16 protein-coding genes are annotated in these 19,137 nt (G+C 46.9%); 4 read left to right on the forward strand and 12 right to left on the reverse strand.

From position 1 onward, the window contains the following. Positions 1 to 2: 2 nt before the first annotated feature. The 11 genes from I3X05_RS10955 to sohB form a co-directional block, all read right to left on the reverse strand. Positions 3 to 869 carry an ABC transporter ATP-binding protein gene (locus I3X05_RS10955; RefSeq protein WP_337970717.1) on the reverse strand — a complete coding sequence of 289 codons (867 nt, stop codon included), beginning with the start codon at positions 867 to 869 and terminating at the stop codon, positions 3 to 5. Positions 870 to 892: 23 nt separating this feature from the next. Next, the gene (locus I3X05_RS10960) at positions 893 to 2,731 is read right to left on the reverse strand and encodes an extracellular solute-binding protein (protein ID WP_337970718.1); all 1,839 of its coding nucleotides are present in this window, start codon (positions 2,729 to 2,731) and stop codon (positions 893 to 895) included. A 27-nt stretch (positions 2,732 to 2,758) separates the two neighbouring features. Further along, on the reverse strand, positions 2,759 to 3,802 hold the full coding sequence (locus I3X05_RS10965) for an ABC transporter permease (RefSeq protein WP_045572075.1): 1,044 nt from the start codon (positions 3,800 to 3,802) through the stop codon (positions 2,759 to 2,761). Beyond that, positions 3,802 to 4,824, reverse strand: a complete 1,023-nt coding sequence (locus I3X05_RS10970; protein WP_082069789.1) for an ABC transporter permease subunit — start codon at positions 4,822 to 4,824, stop codon at positions 3,802 to 3,804. Before I3X05_RS10970 ends, I3X05_RS10965 begins: the two co-directional genes overlap by 1 nt. A gap of 435 nt (positions 4,825 to 5,259) precedes the next feature. Next, positions 5,260 to 5,955, reverse strand: a complete 696-nt coding sequence (gene pyrF, locus I3X05_RS10975) for an orotidine-5'-phosphate decarboxylase (protein ID WP_337970719.1) — start codon at positions 5,953 to 5,955, stop codon at positions 5,260 to 5,262. Between the two features lie 66 nt (positions 5,956 to 6,021). Then, complete coding sequence (lapB, locus tag I3X05_RS10980; protein WP_193167102.1) at positions 6,022 to 7,191, reverse strand: lipopolysaccharide assembly protein LapB; 1,170 nt, start codon at positions 7,189 to 7,191, stop codon at positions 6,022 to 6,024. Positions 7,192 to 7,206: 15 nt separating this feature from the next. Further along, complete coding sequence (locus tag I3X05_RS10985; protein WP_045572028.1) at positions 7,207 to 7,473, reverse strand: LapA family protein; 267 nt, start codon at positions 7,471 to 7,473, stop codon at positions 7,207 to 7,209. Between the two features lie 136 nt (positions 7,474 to 7,609). Next, entirely contained in the window at positions 7,610 to 7,891 is a 282-nt protein-coding gene (gene ihfB, locus I3X05_RS10990; RefSeq protein ID WP_039429764.1) for an integration host factor subunit beta, read from the reverse strand. Positions 7,892 to 8,136: 245 nt separating this feature from the next. Beyond that, a complete protein-coding gene (gene rpsA, locus I3X05_RS10995; protein ID WP_045572029.1) occupies positions 8,137 to 9,807 on the reverse strand; it encodes a 30S ribosomal protein S1 in 1,671 nt (556 codons plus the stop codon). Between the two features lie 109 nt (positions 9,808 to 9,916). Further along, a complete protein-coding gene (cmk, locus tag I3X05_RS11000; protein ID WP_045572030.1) occupies positions 9,917 to 10,597 on the reverse strand; it encodes a (d)CMP kinase in 681 nt (226 codons plus the stop codon). A gap of 228 nt (positions 10,598 to 10,825) precedes the next feature. Next, positions 10,826 to 11,887, reverse strand: coding sequence for a protease SohB (gene sohB / locus I3X05_RS11005; protein WP_045572031.1), 1,062 nt, complete (start codon positions 11,885 to 11,887; stop codon positions 10,826 to 10,828). Between the two features lie 129 nt (positions 11,888 to 12,016). Between sohB and I3X05_RS11010 the strand changes: the two genes are divergently transcribed. From I3X05_RS11010 to I3X05_RS11025, 4 genes are all read left to right on the forward strand, one after another. Next, the gene (locus I3X05_RS11010) at positions 12,017 to 12,760 is read left to right on the forward strand and encodes a YciK family oxidoreductase (RefSeq protein ID WP_045572032.1); all 744 of its coding nucleotides are present in this window, start codon (positions 12,017 to 12,019) and stop codon (positions 12,758 to 12,760) included. A 139-nt stretch (positions 12,761 to 12,899) separates the two neighbouring features. After that, the gene (gene imuA, locus I3X05_RS11015; protein ID WP_045572033.1) at positions 12,900 to 13,589 is read left to right on the forward strand and encodes a translesion DNA synthesis-associated protein ImuA; all 690 of its coding nucleotides are present in this window, start codon (positions 12,900 to 12,902) and stop codon (positions 13,587 to 13,589) included. Positions 13,590 to 13,593: 4 nt separating this feature from the next. Then, positions 13,594 to 14,997: a Y-family DNA polymerase gene (locus I3X05_RS11020; protein ID WP_045572034.1), complete on the forward strand. Its 1,404-nt coding sequence runs from the start codon at positions 13,594 to 13,596 to the stop codon at positions 14,995 to 14,997. 6 nt (positions 14,998 to 15,003) lie between these two features. Continuing rightward, positions 15,004 to 18,078, forward strand: coding sequence for an error-prone DNA polymerase (locus I3X05_RS11025; protein WP_193157798.1), 3,075 nt, complete (start codon positions 15,004 to 15,006; stop codon positions 18,076 to 18,078). A gap of 101 nt (positions 18,079 to 18,179) precedes the next feature. On the opposite strand, the gene I3X05_RS11030 is transcribed toward I3X05_RS11025, so the two are convergent. Further along, entirely contained in the window at positions 18,180 to 19,121 is a 942-nt protein-coding gene (locus tag I3X05_RS11030) for a chemotaxis protein CheV (protein ID WP_045572036.1), read from the reverse strand. Positions 19,122 to 19,137: the final 16 nt, after the last annotated feature.

The following is a 19,137-nucleotide window of genomic DNA, read 5'->3' on the forward strand; positions in this document are numbered from 1 at the left end:
GATCACCCTCTGAACTCCGGAAATTTGCTGATATCGATAGGTTTAATCTCAATCAACTGTTTAGGGGCATGCTCTAAGCTCGGCATGAGTCCCATTAAGCGATCTGTATACGGGTGCTTGGGTGCATCAAACAGCTCAAAGACGTCCGCATACTCGACGATTTTTCCTGCATACATGACCGCAACATCGTCACAAATCTCCGCTACCACTCCGAGATCGTGAGTGATAAAAACGACGGCCATGCCCGTTTCCTGTTGTAATTCATTGATCAGATCAAGAATTGATGCCTGTACAGTCACATCCAGCGCCGTAGTCGGTTCATCACAGATCAAGATTTCCGGTTTGCAAGCCAATGCCATGGCGATCATGACACGTTGTCTCATTCCACCAGAAAGGTTATGGGGATACTCATCCAAGCGCTTCTCCGGCATCGGGATATGCACTTTTTTCAGCATCTCTAATGCATGACTGCGGCGCTCACTGCGGCTCAATTCTGGGCGGTGCAGTTTAAGCACTTCCATCAATTGTTTGCCGACCGTGTGCACTGGGTTCAGTGCCGTCATAGGGTCTTGGAAGATGATAGAAATGCGATCACCACGCATGGCGTACATTTCTTGTGCCGGTAACACAGCCAAGTTTTTCCCACGGTAAAGGATCTCGCCGCCGATGATTCGCCCGTAAGGTTTTGGCAATAACCCCATGATGGACATCGAGGTGACACTTTTGCCACATCCTGACTCACCCACAAGGCCCAATGTGCGGCCTTTTTTGACATCAAAACTGACGCCATGCAGTACTTGCACAGGCCCGCTATCCGTTAGAAATTCAGTCTCTAAGTTTCTGACACTTAGTACAACTTCACTGTCCATCTTCCTGACCCTATATCCTTTGGTTACAGCTTAAATCTGTCGTCAACAACCGTGACTTCAGGGAACGTCTTGCTTGCTTTCATCGCTTTTTCTGTCTCTTTCTTCACATCCTGATCGATCCAGAAATTGCCGATGTCCATAGGATGGAAGAAATCTTCGGTTTTCTTCGTCATTGGGTTTGCTGGCATTTTCAGCCAACGCCAGTGAACTGCTCGGGTGTAGGGCACCATATATCCAGGAACAATTATGGCTGCGTCACTAACGTAATCCTGAATTTGATGAGAGAGCTGGTAACGTTTTTGCTCGTCAAACTCCGCATCGTAGGCTTCGATCAACTTGTCCAACTCAGGACTGCTGAAGTTCGTGTGGGCGTTGGTTTGCGGTTTATTTGCGTTGTCCGAATGGAGATATTCCCAATAAGCCGGGATTTCACCCGACCCCATGTTTAGGAAAGCCAGTTGATGCTTTTTCTCCAGAATGTACTTAAATGCCGATGAGCCATCGACCAGATTTAAGGTAAATTCTAACCCTGCGAGTTTGGCTTGCTCTTTCAGATAGGCAATACGCGGCGTCCAGCTTTGGTAACCGTAGGTGATGGCAAAAGACAAGCGCTGACCTTTGTCATTCATGCGAATGCCATCAGGGCCAATCACGTTAAAGCCCGCTTTTTCAAAATGCGCTATCGCTTTCTCGGCGCTAAATTCTGGCGCTTTATTGTCGGCTTTGTCGTATTCACCATGGCCAAATCCGAGGCCGTGGGGTTTACGCGAATAATCACCACGCATGATGTTTTCGATCATGCCATCGTAGTCAGTGGCAAACATTAACCCTTTGCGCACTTCTAAGTTATCAAGCAGCGGCATGGCAGTGTTGATCCACAAACCGCCCGCGCCTTGCGAAGCTTGGTTGAATCCCCAGAATTTATGGATGTAGCCGTTTTTAAAACCTTCAGAATCGGCTTTGCTGTGCCAATATTCAGGCAGCACCATATCGAAAAAGTCTAAATTACCTTTCTCAAAATGTTTCAACGCAATGTCTTGGTCACGAATGATGCTGATGCGTACTTTGTCAACATTGTAGCGATTTTGGTAGTAACGATTGTGGTAACCCCACCAGTTCTTCACATGCTTAAAGGTAACACGCTTACCTTTGTCCACTTCATCCATGTAGTATGGCGCCGTGGTTGGCTCAGCTTTGAAGTTGTAAGCACGTACGAAATCGTCCGGCATACCGTCGTTGTTCTCGTCTTTAGCACCTTTGAAAAAGTGCTGTGGACGCGGCTGTAAGCCGTTGCTTGGCATGTTGATCAACACCATCAAGGCATCGGCGCTTTGTGCCGTCGACGTTTTGATCGCGATAGTGTAGTCGTCAAACTTCACCACTTCTTTGATGCTGTTAGTGAAGAAATCGTTATACCAGGGATCAATAATGTCTTTCGATTGGTAGTACTTCATCATGAAGACGTAGTCGTCGGCGGTTACTTTCTCACCGTCTGACCACTTAGCGTTTTTGTCCAGTTTGAAGTAAACCGTTTTATTGTCGGCATCAAACGCCCACGCCTCCGCTAATTGCGGGATCCACTTACCTGTGTTTGGATGACGCTGAGCCAATTTGGGCGCACCATCCATAAAGTAGTGACGCAGGCCAGAGTTGGCATCAGGGCCAACGCTACGTAATGTTTGCGGGAAACTGGTTAAGTATGTACGCAGCGTACCGCCCTGTTTCGCTTCCGATGAAGCGAATAGCGGTTCCTCAGTATTGCTGATCCAAGTGATGTCAGCAGGCAAGCTCTGTGCGTAAAGATTAAAACTGACTGCCGCTAACGCAGCAAAAACGGACAGCGCCACTCTATTATTTTTCATTTCTGTTTCTTCCTTGTTTTGGCGTTTCTATACGTATCTGGTGAATTTCTTAGGATCAAATGCCGCGCGGATCGCTTCGCCAATGAACGTCACCATAACGAGAATGGCGACGATGGAAGTGACCACGGACGAGACTATCCAAGGTGAATCCAGATTCGACTTTCCTTGTTGTAACAACTCACCCCAACTTGGCGTTGGTGGCATCAGACCTAGCCCCAAATAATCCAGTGCGGTCAGCGCAGTAATATTCCCGGCAATGGTAAACGGTGCGAGCGTGACAATCATCACCATGGTATTTGGCAAGATGTGGTGCATTAAAATACGCCATGTAGACGCGCCCAATGCTTTCGCTGCCAGAACATATTCTCGAGCCGACTCTTTATAGGTCATGGTACGCATGTACCACGTCATCCCCATCCAGCCAAATAATACGTTTATGGCCACAAAGAGGGCAAAAGTCGGTTGCGTGATGGAGACCAAAATCATGATGACATAGAGAAAAGGCACCATAGACCAAATTTCGATAAGCCGCTGAACAAAAAGGTCGAACTTACCCCCAAAGAAGCCCATCGCACAGCCGACAACAGTGCCTATGGCATAGGAGACCGCCATCGTCACCAGAGCGAACCCCATCGCAGTTCGAAAGCCATACACCAATCTGGCAAGAATATCGCGGCCAATCACATCGGTACCGAGGTAGTGTTTGGCTTGGGCATCTGGTGCAACGGGCGGGAAATCACCGCTAAAATCCTGCTCGTAAGGGTTCCATGGCACCAGTGGCATCAGCACGAAATTGGAGCCACCTTCTTGTTCAAATTGTTTTTTCAAGCTGCGGTAATCCGTCTCGCTTGAATAGTCCAAGCCAAAATCACTGCCTGGGCGAACATCACTCACCACAGGGAAAAACCAATCGCCGTTATATTTCACTACCAGCGCTTTGCTGTTGACGAGAAATTCAGCAAACAGCGAAAGCACCAGCAAAGTGACCAAGACGATAAATGACCAGTAACCACGCTTAATCTCTTTAAATGCACGAATTTTCTTCTGTGTTAAAGGGCTTACATTGATCATCATGCGCCGAACCTCACTCGTGGATCCGTTAGCGCTACGCAGAGATCCGATAAAATATTTCCAACCATCAACATGACTGCATTAATTGCCACAATTCCCATCACAACGGGATAATCCCGTTCAATGATCGATTCATAACCGAGTAAACCGATACCATCGATATTAAAAATAACTTCAATTAAGAAGGAGCCCGTCATAAAGAACAACAATGAATTACCAAAGTGGCTGGCAATGGGAATTAAACTATTCTGCAGAGCATGTTTACGTACCGCTTTTTGAAATGGTAGGCCTTTGGCAATCGCGGTACGAATATAGTCGGAAGACAGATTCTCCATTAGGCTGTTTTTCATCGTCATGGTTAAGGTGGCAAAATCACCAATTAAATAGCAGATGAGAGGTAATATTGCGTGCCACATGATGTCTTTAACTTGCTCTAAGAGTGTTTCATAATCGGAGAAATCATCCCCGACAAATCCCCCCATTGGAAACCATTCAAGGTTATAGGCGAAAACAGTAATAAGAAAAACACCAACCACATAACCTGGTAAAGCATAACCAACGAAGATCAGAATGGAAGAGGTTGAATCAAATACAGAGCCGTGTTTGATCGCTTTAAAATAACCAAGAGGGATGGAGATGAAATAACTGATAAAAAAGGTCATACCACCGTAAAACAGCGAAACAGGCAGACGCTCAGCGATCATCGTACCAACGGGTTCGTAATAACGTGTCGATTCGCCGAAATCTAAAACCAATAATCGACTAAGCCACTCTGCGTACGCTTCAAAGACGGGTTTATCTAAGCCGTAAAATGCATTAAGTTCGGCCATTTGCTCTTCAGAAAGGGCGGAGTTATTTCCTGCAACATTGACGGTCGCGGTGTCATTGCCAGAATGCATGCTTGCTAACATACGCTCTACTGGACCGCCAGGGACAAATCGCGTAATCGCAAAAATGAGGATAGTGATGCCGAGAAACGTAGGGACAATTAAGGCCATACGTCGAAGGATATACGATAACACCTACAATGAGCTCCATGCTGTGACAAATCAGTTCCAAAAGTTGCAACAATCCCGTTACAACAAAATCATGACCAAGCAGAAGGTACTCGATCACCTCAGCCGCCATGATTTGACAGCTAAGCACGCATTTAAAACAAAATACTGAACTGATATCAAATTCGAAACTGCTAATATGCCTGTCACATTAGCTTCACATCTTGAATAGATAATCACGGATCTTTTCTATCTTTCTCTCCTGTACTATTGAACTAGTCAATAGTTTCCCTTTTCATCAAGGTTTACCGAACTATCTCCTCCAGCAAAAGCAGAAAATGCACAAATAACATTCATTATTTGTGCATTTTTATGCATTTAAAACTTTTTATAAATATCCGCAAATAATGCGATCTATTTCACACTATACCTTCATAAGTATCACATGGCGAACCTATGAAACTAGAGAAGACTTGTATTTATAGACTCTAGTACATCTGCTGGATTTGCCGCTTGAGTGATTGGTCTGCCAATCACTAAGTAATCGGATCCCGCTGCGATTGCCTCAACCGGAGTCATAATACGTCGTTGATCCCCTTGCTCTGAGCCCTGAGGACGAATACCTGGAGTAACTAATTTAAACTCTTGCCCTAAATTTTGTTTCAATAGCGTTGCTTCTTGTGCCGAGCAGACTACACCGTCCAAACCTGCATTTTTTGTCAAAGAAGCCAAACGCATCACTTGCTGCTGAGGTTCCATATCTAAGCCAACACCTGCCAGATCGCTCTGTTCCATGCTGGTCAGCACAGTAACCCCAATTAAAAGCGGCCTTTCTTTTCCATACGGCAGTAGAATCTCTCGAGCAGCGCTCATCATACGGTCACCGCCACTGGCATGCACGTTTACCATCCATACCCCTAACTCCGCGGCCGCCCTCACTGCTTTGGCACAGGTATTTGGGATATCGTGAAATTTCAAATCCAAAAAGACGGAAAAACCACGCTTATGTAATTCACGAACGAAATCCGGACCAAATAGTGTAAACATCTCCTTGCCGACTTTCAGGCGACATGACATGGGTTCAATTCTATCCACAAAGGCAAACGCGTCTGCTTGATTGTCATAGTCTAAAGCCACGATAACTTTTTGGTCGATCATTTCATCTCCTAATATGCTCATTGCTAAAAAAATGCAGCTGGTATTGTGATACCAACTGCATTAAAACTATTCACCGTCCAATCCTCGGATTGGCTTAATCGTCCCCCACCCCTTACAAGAAGGGCAATGCCAATACAGTGAGTGTGTGGAAAAGCCACATTTTCGACATCGATAGTGAGGTTTAACTTTCAGTTGTTCACCGACCATGGCTTGCAAGGTGGTTAAACTCTCTTTTGCTCGTCCTTCTTCCGCTTCCGTGAGGTGGTAATCCATCAAACGGTAGAAGCCTTTCATGGTTGGGTTTTTAATCAGTTGTCTGGTGAGCAACTCTTGAGCAGCGGCAACGCTATCGTGATGCGCGACAAGCTGAGCTAGCATCAATTCTGCCGATACGCCCGCTTTCTTATTGATACATTCGCGAAGAAATTCAACCAGCTCATCTTCTTGCCCTAAGTGATGGTAGCACTCCGCCAAAATGGGTAATGCTTCGCTGACAAAGTCGGGATCTTGCTCCAACACCGCTGTCAGGTACTGGATGGTTTTGCGATACTCTTCATTATCGAGATATATTCGCCCAAGCGAGATCGAAGCACGAACACATTGAGGGTCTTCTGCTAAGGCTTTCTTGAAATAGCCAATGGCTTTGGTGCGATTGCCATCTTCCTGTTCCAACATCGCCAGCTCACACCAGTAATGCGCGATACTTTTACGAATCGAAGTTTTGCCTGTTTTGAGTAACAGATGGGCATAGTGAATGGCTTTTTCCCACTCACGAGTCTGTTGATAGATGCTCACCAACTGCTGTAAAGCCGCATCACGATGATCCGGTTCTTCGACAAGTTGCTCAAAAATCTTTTCTGCCCGATCCAAAAAGCCGGAAGCCATGTAATCTTTCGCTAACTGCTGCAGCGCTAAGTTTTTTTGATCCAATGTCAGGCCGGAGCGAGAGATAAGATTTTGGTGAATACGAATCGCACGATCAACCTCGCCCCGAGAGCGAAACAGATTGCCCAGAGCTAGATGCGTATCAATCGTTTCATTATCGACCTGTAGTAGCTCGATGAAGTGATCTACCGCTTTATCTGATTGATCAGATAAGAGTAGATTAAGACCCGTCATGTACTGCTGGGAGATCTGATGGGAGTGTTTCCGCTTGTCATCCTGTGCGCTACGATGGCCCATATACCAACCGTAAGCAGCCGCAATCGGGAGTAACAAGAAGAGTAATTCAAGCATTCAGCTAACTTGTCCTTAGGCTTGCTTTTCCACTTGGGTATTCTGCTTTTTCAACTGCTTGTTCAATTTGCGCAGTTTCAGTTGCATCTTAAATTGGATGCTAGCAAAGATGGCCCAAGAGAGAGCAAATCCCGCAACAAAAACCACGCCAAGCAAAGTTGATAAATGGAAGTCACCTTTTGCTAAAAGATAGTTAAATGTAACAACTTGCTGATTTTGTGAGCCTAAAGCCAGAGCTATAAGAAAGAGAGCTATAACAGCAATGATTTTTATAATTTTCATGTTTCATCACCCTTTGAGAGTTAGCCGATAGATTATGCAGGAAAACGTTTCTCCAGACCACGGATAATAACAATTATCTAATCATAAAAAAGCGGCATACACTAAGTATGCCGCTTTTAGTCAATATTCTGTTCATTTAGCCGAGATTTACGCGCTCACGTAACTCTTTACCCGGTTTAAAGTGTGGAACGTGCTTACCTTCCAATTCCACTTTGTCGCCCGTTTTAGGATTTCGGCCAACTCGTGGCTCACGGTAATGAAGTGAGAAACTACCAAAACCACGAATCTCAATACGATCGCCACTTTCTAAAGTCGAAGCCATGTGCTCCAGAATATCTTTGACAGCATCTTCAATCTCTTTCGCTGACAGATGCGTCTGTTCAGCACAGAGTCTTTCAATCAACTCAGACTTAGTCATAGTTTCCCCTTCGAGTCATTTTTATCACTCATTATAGTAAGTAATATCAATTCCAACAAACACTTGCTACAAAATGTAGTGAAAAATCCACCACCAAACTACCTCTTTTAAGGGTAAGTGTAGATTTATCAGCAAAACTATCAAGACCTTGTGTAAATATCTTCTGAAATCAATACTATGATTTTTAACTTATGTGACGCGCAGACAAAAAAAGGAGCCTTTCGGCTCCTTTTTTAAGACGTAGATTATTCGCCTTTAGCTGCTTTGAAAGCGTCAGCCATTGCATTACCAAACGCAGCGTCGTCCGCTTTGTTGATAGTTGCCATTGCTTCTTGCTCTTCAGCTTCGTCTTTCGCTTTGATAGACAGGTTGATTACACGGTTCTTACGGTCAACGCCAGTAAATTTCGCTTCAACTTTGTCACCAACGCTCAGGATCAATGATGCATCTTCGATACGGTCACGTGATACTTCAGAAGCGCGGATGTAACCTTCAACACCATCTTCTAGCTCGATGGTTGCGCCTTTCGCGTCAACTGCAGTTACAGTACCGTTTACTAGAACGCCTTTCTTGTTGTCAGCTACATAAGCATTGAATGGGTCATTTTCCATTTGCTTAACGCCTAGAGAAATACGCTCACGCTCAGCGTCTACAGCTAGAACTACTGCAGAGATTTCATCGCCTTTCTTGAATTCACGAACTGCTTCTTCTCCTGGTACGTTCCAAGAGATATCAGACAGGTGAACTAGACCGTCGATGCCGCCATCTAGACCGATGAAGATACCGAAGTCAGTGATAGACTTGATCTTACCAGTAACTTTGTCGCCTTTAGCTTGAGCTTCAGCGAATGACTGCCATGGGTTAGCTTTACACTGTTTCAGACCTAGAGAGATACGACGACGTTCTTCGTCGATTTCCAGAACCATAACCTCAACTTCGTCGCCAACATTAACAACTTTAGATGGGTGGATGTTCTTGTTAGTCCAATCCATTTCAGAAACGTGTACTAAACCTTCAACGCCTTCTTCGATTTCAACGAAACAGCCGTAGTCAGTTAGGTTAGTAACGCGACCAGACAGTTTGTGACCTTCTGGGTAACGTTTAGCGATTGCTACCCATGGATCTTCGCCTAGTTGCTTCAGACCTAGTGATACGCGAGTGCGATCACGATCGAACTTAAGAACTTTAACTAAGATCTCGTCACCAACGTTAACGATTTCAGATGGGTGCTTAACGCGCTTCCACGCCATGTCAGTGATGTGTAGCAAGCCGTCAACGCCACCTAGATCTACGAACGCACCGTAGTCAGTTAGGTTCTTAACGATACCTTTAACTTCGCTGCCTTCTTGTAGAGTTTCTAGAAGTTCATCACGTTCTACGCTGCTTTCAGATTCGATAACAGCACGACGAGAAACAACGACGTTGTTACGCTTCTGATCAAGTTTGATAACTTTGAACTCTAGCTCTTTGTTTTCTAGGTGAGCAGTGTCACGGATAGGACGTACGTCTACTAGAGAACCAGGAAGGAAAGCACGGATACCGTTTAGTTCAACAGTGAAACCGCCTTTAACTTTACCGTTGATGATACCAACAACAGTTTCAGCTTCTTCGTAAGCTTTCTCAAGAACGATCCAAGCTTCGTGACGCTTCGCTTTCTCACGAGAAAGTTGAGTTTCACCGAAACCGTCTTCTACAGCGTCCAGAGCAACGTCTACTTCAGAACCAACTTCAACTTCAAGTTCGCCAGCAGCGTTCTTGAACTGTTCAGCAGGGATTGCAGACTCAGACTTAAGACCAGCGTCAACAAGAACGTAGCCGTTTTCGATAGCAACTACAGTACCTTTAACGATAGTACCTTGTTGGAATTGGGTCTCGCTTAGAAACTCTTCAAAGAGTTGAGCAAAAGATTCAGTCATTTATTTAATCTTCAAAAAATTAAACTTCCATGGGTATCCTACCGCATGGGGTTATTAAATTCGCCAATCATCATCCTTGCGATCAACGTTCTTCACTGACTCAGCAGAATTACTCAGCCAGCTTCGATTCGATATATTGTAGTGCTTTTTCGACCACTTCGTCGATACTCATCGACGTAGAATCGAGCACAAGCGCATCCTCTGCAGGGCGTAATGGCGCCACTGGGCGGTTACGATCTCGGTCGTCACGCTCTTGGATCTCGCTCAAAAGGTCGTCAAATCTAACATCTAACCCTTTATCTTGCAACTGTTTAAGGCGTCGATGCGCACGCTCTTGTGCGCTGGCATCAAGGAAAATTTTGGCCTGCGCTTGCGGGAAAACAACGGTACCCATATCGCGACCATCCGCCACCAAACCTGGAGCCGTCTCAAAGGCGCGTTGACGACGTAATAGCGCTTCACGCACTCGTGGCAATGCTGCAACTTTTGACGCCGCCATGCCGGTTTCTTCTTTACGCAGCTCTTTAGAAACGTCTTCACCCTCAAGAATGACCTTGACCAAGTCGCCTTCAGCAATAAATTGTACGTCAAGATGAGTGGCTAGCGGGACAAGTGCATCTTCCGACTCGGTATCCACACCATGATGAATCGCGGCCAATGCTAAAACACGGTAAATTGCGCCAGAATCTAACAGTTGAAAGCCGAGCTTTTTCGACAGCAACATACAAAGAGTGCCTTTACCCGCACCACTTGGTCCATCTACGGTGATCACCGGAGTCTGAGAGGACATGTTCTTCTCCACTTTGTTTTCTTTCTTTGGGCGTATGCCCCATATCAGCGGCGCATATTATAGAGCGAAACCGCTTCTCGGGCGAGGACAAAAGCTGTGTAAAGCATTGCACATGGAAATGCTTTCTCAACGCGATGGCAAAAAAGAAAAGCGGCGAAAGCTTTTACTCTCACCGCTAGAGGTTTTACAGGCTGATTTGCTCAGAGCTGTCGCTTTAACATGGCTCTTTTACAAGATGGGCTTTTGCCCTCTTTCGACCAATTTCAGCAGTACGCCATCGGCCACCTTGCCAGCGACGCCCGCTAATTTATCGGCTAACTTTTTCTTTTGCGTATAGTGAATTGAAAGCACCGTTTTCTCTTTACAAGCGGCCACAATCAGATCATCGGAAGTGGCAATCTCATCGACTAAGCCAAGCGTTTGTGCCTGAGTACCAAACCAATGTTCGCCAGTGGCTACTTTATCTAGATCTAATTCCGGACGATGCTGACGAATGAAATCTTTAAAGAGTCCATGTGTTTCTTCCAGCTCTTGCTTGAATTTGTCTCTGGCTTTGTCGGTGTTCTCACCAAACATAGTGAGGGTGCGCTTGTACTCACCGGCCGTTAACTGCTCGAACTCGATATCATTTTTTTTCAATAACTTATTGAAATTAGGCAACTGTGCAATCACCCCGATCGAGCCGACGATCGCAAATGGCGCAGAGACAATCTTATCGGCGATACAGGCCATCATATAGCCGCCACTGGCTGCCACTTTGTCGACCGCGATGGTCAAAGGCAACCCGGCCGCTTTAATGCGATCCAACTGCGAAGAGGCCAGCCCATAGCCATGAACCATACCGCCACCGCTTTCCAAGCGGAGTAACACTTCATCTCCGGGTTTTGCGACTGCTAAAATCGCGGTCACTTCCTCTCTAAGCGAAGCCACTTCTTTTGCATCAATACTGCCATGAAAATCAATCACAAACAGATGCGACTCGCGTTTACTCTCTAAACGTCCCTCTTTGGCCGCTTTTTTGATCTCTTTACCGCGCGCTTTGTCTTTCTCTTTTTCTTCTTTCTTACTCGCTTTATCGCGAGCCTTGAGAAAAGCGTTATCGTGCAGGTAATGTTCTAAGTGCTCAACGGTATGCTTGTACTGCTCAGATAGATCCGTCACTTCCAGTTGGCCTTTTCTCGAAGATGATTTGCTACTGACTGATTTGACCAGCACCAGCAGCACTACCACCGCAACAATAAAGGTGACAACTTTGGCCAAAAACAGGCCATAGTCCAATAAAAATTCCAATGTGATACCCCCTAAAGTGTGAATTAGTGTATTGTAACCATCTTGTCACGATTACCAAGACTTTCCGTTGCATATCTGTTTGATTTTGCAACATAGGAACCATACAAAAATCAAGAAGGATTGAGCACGGTGGACTATTCAACCTCTGCAGATGCCCTGAACAATAAAGTGATTCTGGTAACAGGTGCTGGTGCTGGCATTGGTCGCCAAGCAGCCCTAACCTACGCAAAACATGGCGCGACCGTTATCTTATTAGGCCGCAACGTCAAAAACCTCGAAAGTATTTACGATGAAATCGAAGCGGCGGGTTACCCTCAAGCGGCAATTATTCCGCTCGATCTCAAGGGCGCGAGCAAGCAAAACTACATCGATATGGCGGAGACCATTGAAGGCCAGTTTGGTCGCTTAGACGGCCTACTACATAATGCTGGCGTGCTCGCTACATTGAGCCCGTTTGATCAGATCAGCGAAGAAGACTTTGACGATACGATGCAAATCAACGTCAAGGCGGAGTTTCTGATGACACAAGCGCTGCTGCCCTTATTGCGTAACGCTGAAGCAGGGCGAATTATTTTTACTTCATCAACGGTGGGTCATGTAGGGCGCTCTTTCTGGGGCTCGTACTCTATTTCTAAGTTTGCCGTTGAAGGTATGATGCAGATTCTGGCTGACGAAATGAGCAATACGCCGATACGTGTGAACGCAATTAATCCGGGCGCTACCCGTACCCGCATGCGCGAAAAAGCTTACCCTGGCGAAGACGCAAATAGCTTGAAAACACCGGCAGACTTGATGCCGCTTTATCTGCACTTGATGGATCCAGCCACACAAGTCAATGGTCAGTGCATTGATGCTCAACCAAAGCGTTCATAATCGCCTCTCACTGTTTGAGTAACTCTCTACCTTTGGGCCGCAGTACTTTCGTATTGTGGCCCTTTTCATTTTTACCGCTAAATTTTCTTGCCAGTTTCTCTTGCATCAATATACTGTATTTATATACAGGTGTAATTCTATGCAAGATATCATTCAAACTTTAAAAAATCAGCACTTAATCTGGCAAGCCGATCAAACCTCGACTGAGCAGAGTGACATTGTCATAAGCTCAGGCTATACCGAGCTAGATCATCTACTTGGTGGCGGCTTTCCTTCTCACGGCGTGGTGGAGATAGAGTCTAAGTTGGCGATTGGCGAGCTGCGTTTGCTGACATCCTTGTTGCAACAACGCTTCCAAGAAGGCATGGTCGTTTTGCTGCAACCACCAGCTCAGGTTAATGCCGCCTTTTTAGCTTACTTAGGCTATCCGTTAGCAGAAACGCTGGTTCTCCTGCCTGACTCGGAAAAAAAAGCATTGTGGGCGGCAGAACAATGTTTAAAAAGTGGCGCTTGTCGCTGCGTTCTGCTGTGGCAAAACGAGCTTGAAATTCATCAGGTAAAACGGCTCCAAGTCGCCAGTGAACAAGGCGCCAGTCTGCTTTTCGTTTTTCGTTTACCGAAACCCATGCGCCTTTCATTACCTCTGTCACTCAGCCTCACTCTACAGCCAAGACCATTTGGCCTCAGTGTTCAGGTGAAAAAGCGCAAAGGCGGTTGGTCGCGAGGTACCACTGAGATCGACTTTCGGCCACTCTTTACATCGTTAACCTTACCGAGCGCGACGTTACCCGATAGCGTGCTTTCTTTTCCTGTGGTTCGAGAGGGCTAGTAGGATGAATCTATGGCTCTATCTCCATTTTCCAGCTTTGCAATTAGACAGTCTTGCTGAGGCAGAGAAGGACGTTGCAATTGCCATCGTCAATAAGCACTCTCACCAAATCATGCAAAGCAATGCGGCCGCCAAAGCAGCCGGAGTTCAGCCTAATATGGGCCTTGCAAGCGCTGCTGCGCTTTGTGCCCATTTGCAGGTCGTGCCTTATGATGCAGAAATTGAGAACAATAGGCTCAAAGAGATCGCCCAATGGCTCTATCTGGTGACCGCCGATCTGGTGCTGATACCTCCGCAAGGACTGTTGATCCGCGCTAGCCATATGTTGCAGTTGTACTCTGGCCTCGCAGGTTACTGGCAAGTTTTATCGGCTCATTTAAAACCGCTTTCACTGCGCTTCCATTATGCTTGTGCTTACTCTCCCCTTGCCGCCATGCTGTTAGCCAAAGCAGGCAATGATTTGCTAAGTGATGATCGTGATGCCATTGCCCTGCGCTTAGGGCAGCACGATTTGCAATGCACTGAACTGTCCGTTGCAACGGTCGAGAAACTGCGCCGCGTCGGGATTAACACCTTAGCGGATTTATTGGCTTTGCCTCTTGCAGAGGTTGCACGGCGTTTTGATATCGATCTGGTCAACTATATCGGTAAGCTGACCGGGCAATTTAAACATCCCGTCGATTTTTATCACCCGCCCGCCCATTTTCGCCAAGAACTTGAGCTACTGTATGAGATTGAAAATGTGCAGTGGTTAGAAAAGCCGTTGAGCAAGTTATTAAAGCAGCTTGAAAACCACCTCCGATTACAAGATCAGGTTGCCTATGAATTAGCACTGACATTGCAACAACGCGAAGGACAGCGCAAGCGCGTTATTTTTACTTCAGCACAAGGAGATTACCTCTGGCACAAGTGGCAAACGCTTGCTTGCCTAACACTGGAATCTTTAACCTTAGACGCCCCCGTAACGCGTTTAACGCTTGAAGTGCAAAGGCAAGGTGAGCATGGGCTCAATAAAGCGGAGCTGTTTTCAAAATCGACTGGCGTTCTATCCGCTGCTGAGCTTTGCTCGCTGTTGCAGGCTAAACTGGGTAACGAGGCCGTTGTACAACCTTCCCTTAAGCAAGATCCACGGCCAGAAAAAGCCACCGACTATCGGCCCGTTTTGCAGTCGTCCCCGCATCTCCTTCCTGATTGCCATGCATTGCGACCTAGCTTTCTTCTAACCACTCCTGAGGTTTTGCGCCAACAAGTCGATTTAATTCACGGGCCAGAAAGAGTGGTCAGCGGTTGGTGGGATGGCGATGATGTCATGCGCGACTACTTCATCGCCCGAACTCACGATGGTCAGTGGCTGTGGATCTTTCGCGATCAGCAGCAGCGCTGGTTTGTTCATGGACTTTTCTGTTGATTGACGATGCTTTACGCCGAACTTTTTTGCCAAAGTAACTTCTCTTTCCTCACTGGCGCTTCGCATCCAGAAGAACTGGTTTTACAAGCGGATTTTCTCCGTTATCACGCCATTGCCATCACCGATGAATGCTCACTAGCCGGTGTCGTGCGAGCTCATACCGCGATCAAAGAGCATCAACTCAACATCCGTCAGATAGTTGGCAGCATGTTTTGGTTAAGCGGTGAGTGCCAATGCCTGTTGTTGTGCCCGGACCGCCTTGCGTACGCTGAGTTATGCCGGATTATTACTAACGCCAGAAGGCGCTGCACTAAAGGAGAATATCAGTTATCGGAGTGGGACTTGATGGCTGCCAAGCACTGTTTGATCCTTTGGTTGCCTTGTGGGAAAAGCCGCGATCTGCATTGGGGAAGATGGTTGCAACGCCACCATACTTCCCGGCTCTGGATCGGGTTGCAAAGACATCTGCATCATGACGACCAAACGTACCGCGAGCATTGTCTATCTCTAGCCAAAGAGCTCAATCTACCTATCACGGCTTGTGGCGGCGTACTCATGCATCACAGCGAACGTTTGCCCTTGCAACACACCTTAACGGCCATTCGCCAAGGCTGTGCTGTCGAAGAGCTGGGGGCGGATAGATTAACCAATGCCGAGCGCAGTTTGCGCGACGCAGGGAAACTGCAAAAACTTTTCAAAGCCGAATGGCTAGCCGAAAGTGTACAGATTGCTAAACGCTGTACCTTCAGCCTTGACGAGCTGAGATATCAATACCCAAGTGAACTGATCCCTGATGGCTTTACCCCCGACGGCTATTTACAGCACCTCGTCCATGCGGGCAAATACCGCCGTTTTCCCAACGGCGTACCTGCTCATATCGAGGAGACCATTAGCAAAGAATTGGCATTAATCAAAGAGCTCCAATACGCCTTTTTCTTCCTCACTATTCACGACATCGTGATGTTTGCCAAACGGCAGAACATTCTTTATCAAGGCCGGGGCTCAGCCGCGAATTCTGTCGTTTGTTATTGCTTGGAAATTACCTCGGTCGATCCTCGTCAAATCTCAGTCTTGTTCGAACGTTTTATCAGCAAAGAACGCAATGAACCGCCTGATATTGACGTCGATTTTGAACATGAACGCCGCGAAGAAGTTATCCAATACGTTTACCGCAAATACGGTCGAGAGCGAGCAGCGATAGCTGCAACCGTGATCACCTACCGCTTCAAAAGCGCGCTACGAGAAGTGGGCAAAGCACTTGGGCTTGAAGAGACTCAGCTAGAGTTTTTTATTAAAAACATTAATCGCCGCGATCGCTCGCTCGGCTGGCAAGCACAAATTGTTGAGCTTGGTCTCAAGCCTGATTCACTCAAAGGGCAGCATTTTATTCACTTGGTTAACGAGATTATTGGCTTTCCCAGACACCTCTCTCAGCATGTGGGCGGCTTTGTCATCTCCGCAAGCCCACTGTATGAGCTGGTACCGGTGGAAAACGCGGCTATGCCGGCAAGAACGATCATTCAATGGGATAAAGACGATCTTGAAAGCCTGCGGCTACTGAAGGTCGACATACTGGCGCTAGGCATGCTGACGGCGATCCGACGCTGCTTTCAATCGATTCAACATCACTACCACCGTACGCTTTCCCTCGCCGAGATCACCCGCCTGCAAGACGATCCTCAGGTGTACAAGATGATCCAACGTGCTGATACGATTGGTGTCTTCCAGATTGAATCACGCGCTCAAATGAGCATGCTGCCACGCTTAAAACCAGCCAATTATTATGACTTGGTGATCCAAATTGCGATAGTTCGCCCAGGGCCAATCCAAGGGGATATGGTCCACCCATTTTTAAAACGGCGGCGCAAAGAAGAAGCCGTGACTTACCCATCCAAAGAGGTACAAGCGGTATTAGAACGCACTTTAGGTGTGCCAATATTTCAAGAGCAAGTGATCAAACTGGCGATGGTCGCCGCAGGCTTTAGCGGCGGTGAAGCAGACCAGCTACGTCGTGCGATGGCCGCTTGGAAGAAAAATGGTAGCGTGTTCAAATTTAAATCGAAACTTATCAATGGCATGCTTGAGCGCGGCTATGAAGCGCAATTTGCCGAACGAATTTTTGAACAAATTTGCGGCTTTGGCGAGTATGGCTTTCCTGAAAGTCATTCTGCCTCTTTTGCGGTACTCGCCTACTGCTCCGCCTGGCTCAAACATTACTACCCTGCTGAATTTTATACGGCTTTACTCAACAGCTTACCGATGGGTTTTTACAGTGCATCACAACTTATTCAAGATGCGCAGCGACATGGTATCGAGGTGTTGCCTGTGTGCGTTAACGGCTCTGAAAAGCAGCACACTCTCGTACGTGTTGGGCAAAGGCCGCTTGCGATTCGCTTAGGGCTGAGTCTAGTCAAAGGGCTGAGCGAAGAAGGAATCCGTCGGCTGATCCAGCACCGCCCGGCACAAGGTTACCAGACGATCAATACGATCAAGCAGACACTTAATCACCAGCGAGATATGGAAAGTTTGGCTTCGGCCAACGCACTGCACAGCATTTCTGGAAATCGCTATCAGACTCGCTGGCAAGTGATGGATTCATTGAGCGACTTACCCCTATTTTCCAGCATGGTGAGTGCTGACCACTCGCTTCACTCCACGCCGAGTGACTACCAGAATTTGATTGAAGATTTTGCATCCACGGGCGTTTCTCTTGGCCAACATCCCATCACTATGCTGTCACGGGCCGGAATTTTGCCCAAATTCGTACGTTGTCAGGAGCTAAGCCAGCTTTCCCATCGCTCTGCCGTGACCGTCGCAGGTTTAGTAACGGGTCGCCAAGCACCGGGCACCGCGACGGGCGTGACTTTTGTCACCTTGGAAGATGATACTGGCAATATTAACGTGGTCGTTTGGCAAGCCACCGCAAGAGCGCAAAAGCACGCTTATCTTTCTGCAAAGGCGCTGATAGTGAAAGGCATTTTAGAAAGAGAGGGCGAGGTCATTCATGTGATTGCAGGCAAGCTCATCGACCTGACACCACATCTGACAGAACTGAGTACTCACTCGCGTGACTTTCACTAATCCATATGTCGCGGCGAAGACACTCTTTGTGCCTAAAAAACATCTATAAAAAAGGAAGCACTCGCTTCCCTTTCTGGTCATGTACGACAAATCTGCGGTAGTTATAAGATTTCTCTCAAGCGGTCTTGCGCGACTTCCACCAGCAAGTCTGGCTGGAACTTGGAGATGAAGCGGTCACAACCCACTTTCTTCACCATAGCTTCATTAAAACTGCCACTGAGTGATGTGTTTAAGGTGATGAAGAGTTTGGCCATTCTTGGATCGCTTCGCACTTCGTGTGTCAGCTTATAGCCATCCATTTCCGGCATTTCCGCGTCGGTAATCATCAACAGCAGTTCCTTGGTCAAATCTTTACCTTCATCACACCAAGATTTCAATAATCTCAGCGCTTCGAGGCCATCACGGCACTCAATAATATTCAGACCGAGCTGCGAGAGTGTATCGCGGATCTGGTTACGCGCGGTTGAAGAGTCATCCACCACCAACACATTGCGCCCAACCATGTTTTTGACCAGCTTCTCATCAAGCACTTCCTCTGAGATGGATACGTCATAGTCGATAATTTCCGCCAGTACTTTTTCCACGTCGATGATTTCGACAATCTGGGTTTTGTCGCCCTCTTTCACTTGCGTAATGGCGGTTAGGTAATTACTGCGTCCAGACGTTTTTGGCGGCGGCTGAATTTCGGTCCACGCGGTGTTAATAATGTTACGCACCTGTCCTACCAAAAAGCCTTGCACCGTACGGTTGTACTCCGTAATGATCAGGTTTTCTTCTTGACCGGCCATTTGCGAAGGTGGAAAACCGATAGAGCGTCTTAGGTCAATGACAGGCACAGGCTCGCCACGCAGCGATGCGACACCGCGAATGTTGTAATGCGCGCCAGGCAATTTAGTGAGAGGAGGCACTTTCATCACCTCTTTCACTTTAAACACGTTAATTGCAAATAACTGACGGCTATTCAAACTGAACAGCAAAAGCTCCAGACGGTTTTCGCCGACCAGATTGGTTCGCTGGTCTACAGTATTTAAAACTCCAGACATACAACATCCTAAATGG

It is taken from the genome of Vibrio navarrensis (assembly GCF_015767675.1).
Classification (GTDB): domain Bacteria; phylum Pseudomonadota; class Gammaproteobacteria; order Enterobacterales; family Vibrionaceae; genus Vibrio.

What these genes read in the sequence shown, in the direction of transcription:
- I3X05_RS10985 (WP_045572028.1), bottom strand. Translation starts at nt 7,473, where the DNA reads ATGAAAATTATAAAAATCATTGCTGTTATAGCTCTCTTTCTTATAGCT.
- I3X05_RS10955 (WP_337970717.1), bottom strand. Translation starts at nt 869, where the DNA reads ATGGACAGTGAAGTTGTACTAAGTGTCAGAAACTTAGAGACTGAATTT.
- I3X05_RS11020 (WP_045572034.1), top strand. Translation starts at nt 13,594, where the DNA reads ATGAATCTATGGCTCTATCTCCATTTTCCAGCTTTGCAATTAGACAGT.
- lapB (WP_193167102.1), bottom strand. Translation starts at nt 7,191, where the DNA reads ATGCTTGAATTACTCTTCTTGTTACTCCCGATTGCGGCTGCTTACGGT.
- I3X05_RS11025 (WP_193157798.1), top strand. Translation starts at nt 15,004, where the DNA reads ATGCTTTACGCCGAACTTTTTTGCCAAAGTAACTTCTCTTTCCTCACT.
- imuA (WP_045572033.1), top strand. Translation starts at nt 12,900, where the DNA reads ATGCAAGATATCATTCAAACTTTAAAAAATCAGCACTTAATCTGGCAA.
- I3X05_RS10960 (WP_337970718.1), bottom strand. Translation starts at nt 2,731, where the DNA reads ATGAAAAATAATAGAGTGGCGCTGTCCGTTTTTGCTGCGTTAGCGGCA.
- pyrF (WP_337970719.1), bottom strand. Translation starts at nt 5,955, where the DNA reads ATGATCGACCAAAAAGTTATCGTGGCTTTAGACTATGACAATCAAGCA.
- I3X05_RS11030 (WP_045572036.1), bottom strand. Translation starts at nt 19,121, where the DNA reads ATGTCTGGAGTTTTAAATACTGTAGACCAGCGAACCAATCTGGTCGGC.
- rpsA (WP_045572029.1), bottom strand. Translation starts at nt 9,807, where the DNA reads ATGACTGAATCTTTTGCTCAACTCTTTGAAGAGTTTCTAAGCGAGACC.
- cmk (WP_045572030.1), bottom strand. Translation starts at nt 10,597, where the DNA reads ATGTCCTCTCAGACTCCGGTGATCACCGTAGATGGACCAAGTGGTGCG.
- I3X05_RS10965 (WP_045572075.1), bottom strand. Translation starts at nt 3,802, where the DNA reads ATGATCAATGTAAGCCCTTTAACACAGAAGAAAATTCGTGCATTTAAA.
- ihfB (WP_039429764.1), bottom strand. Translation starts at nt 7,891, where the DNA reads ATGACTAAGTCTGAGTTGATTGAAAGACTCTGTGCTGAACAGACGCAT.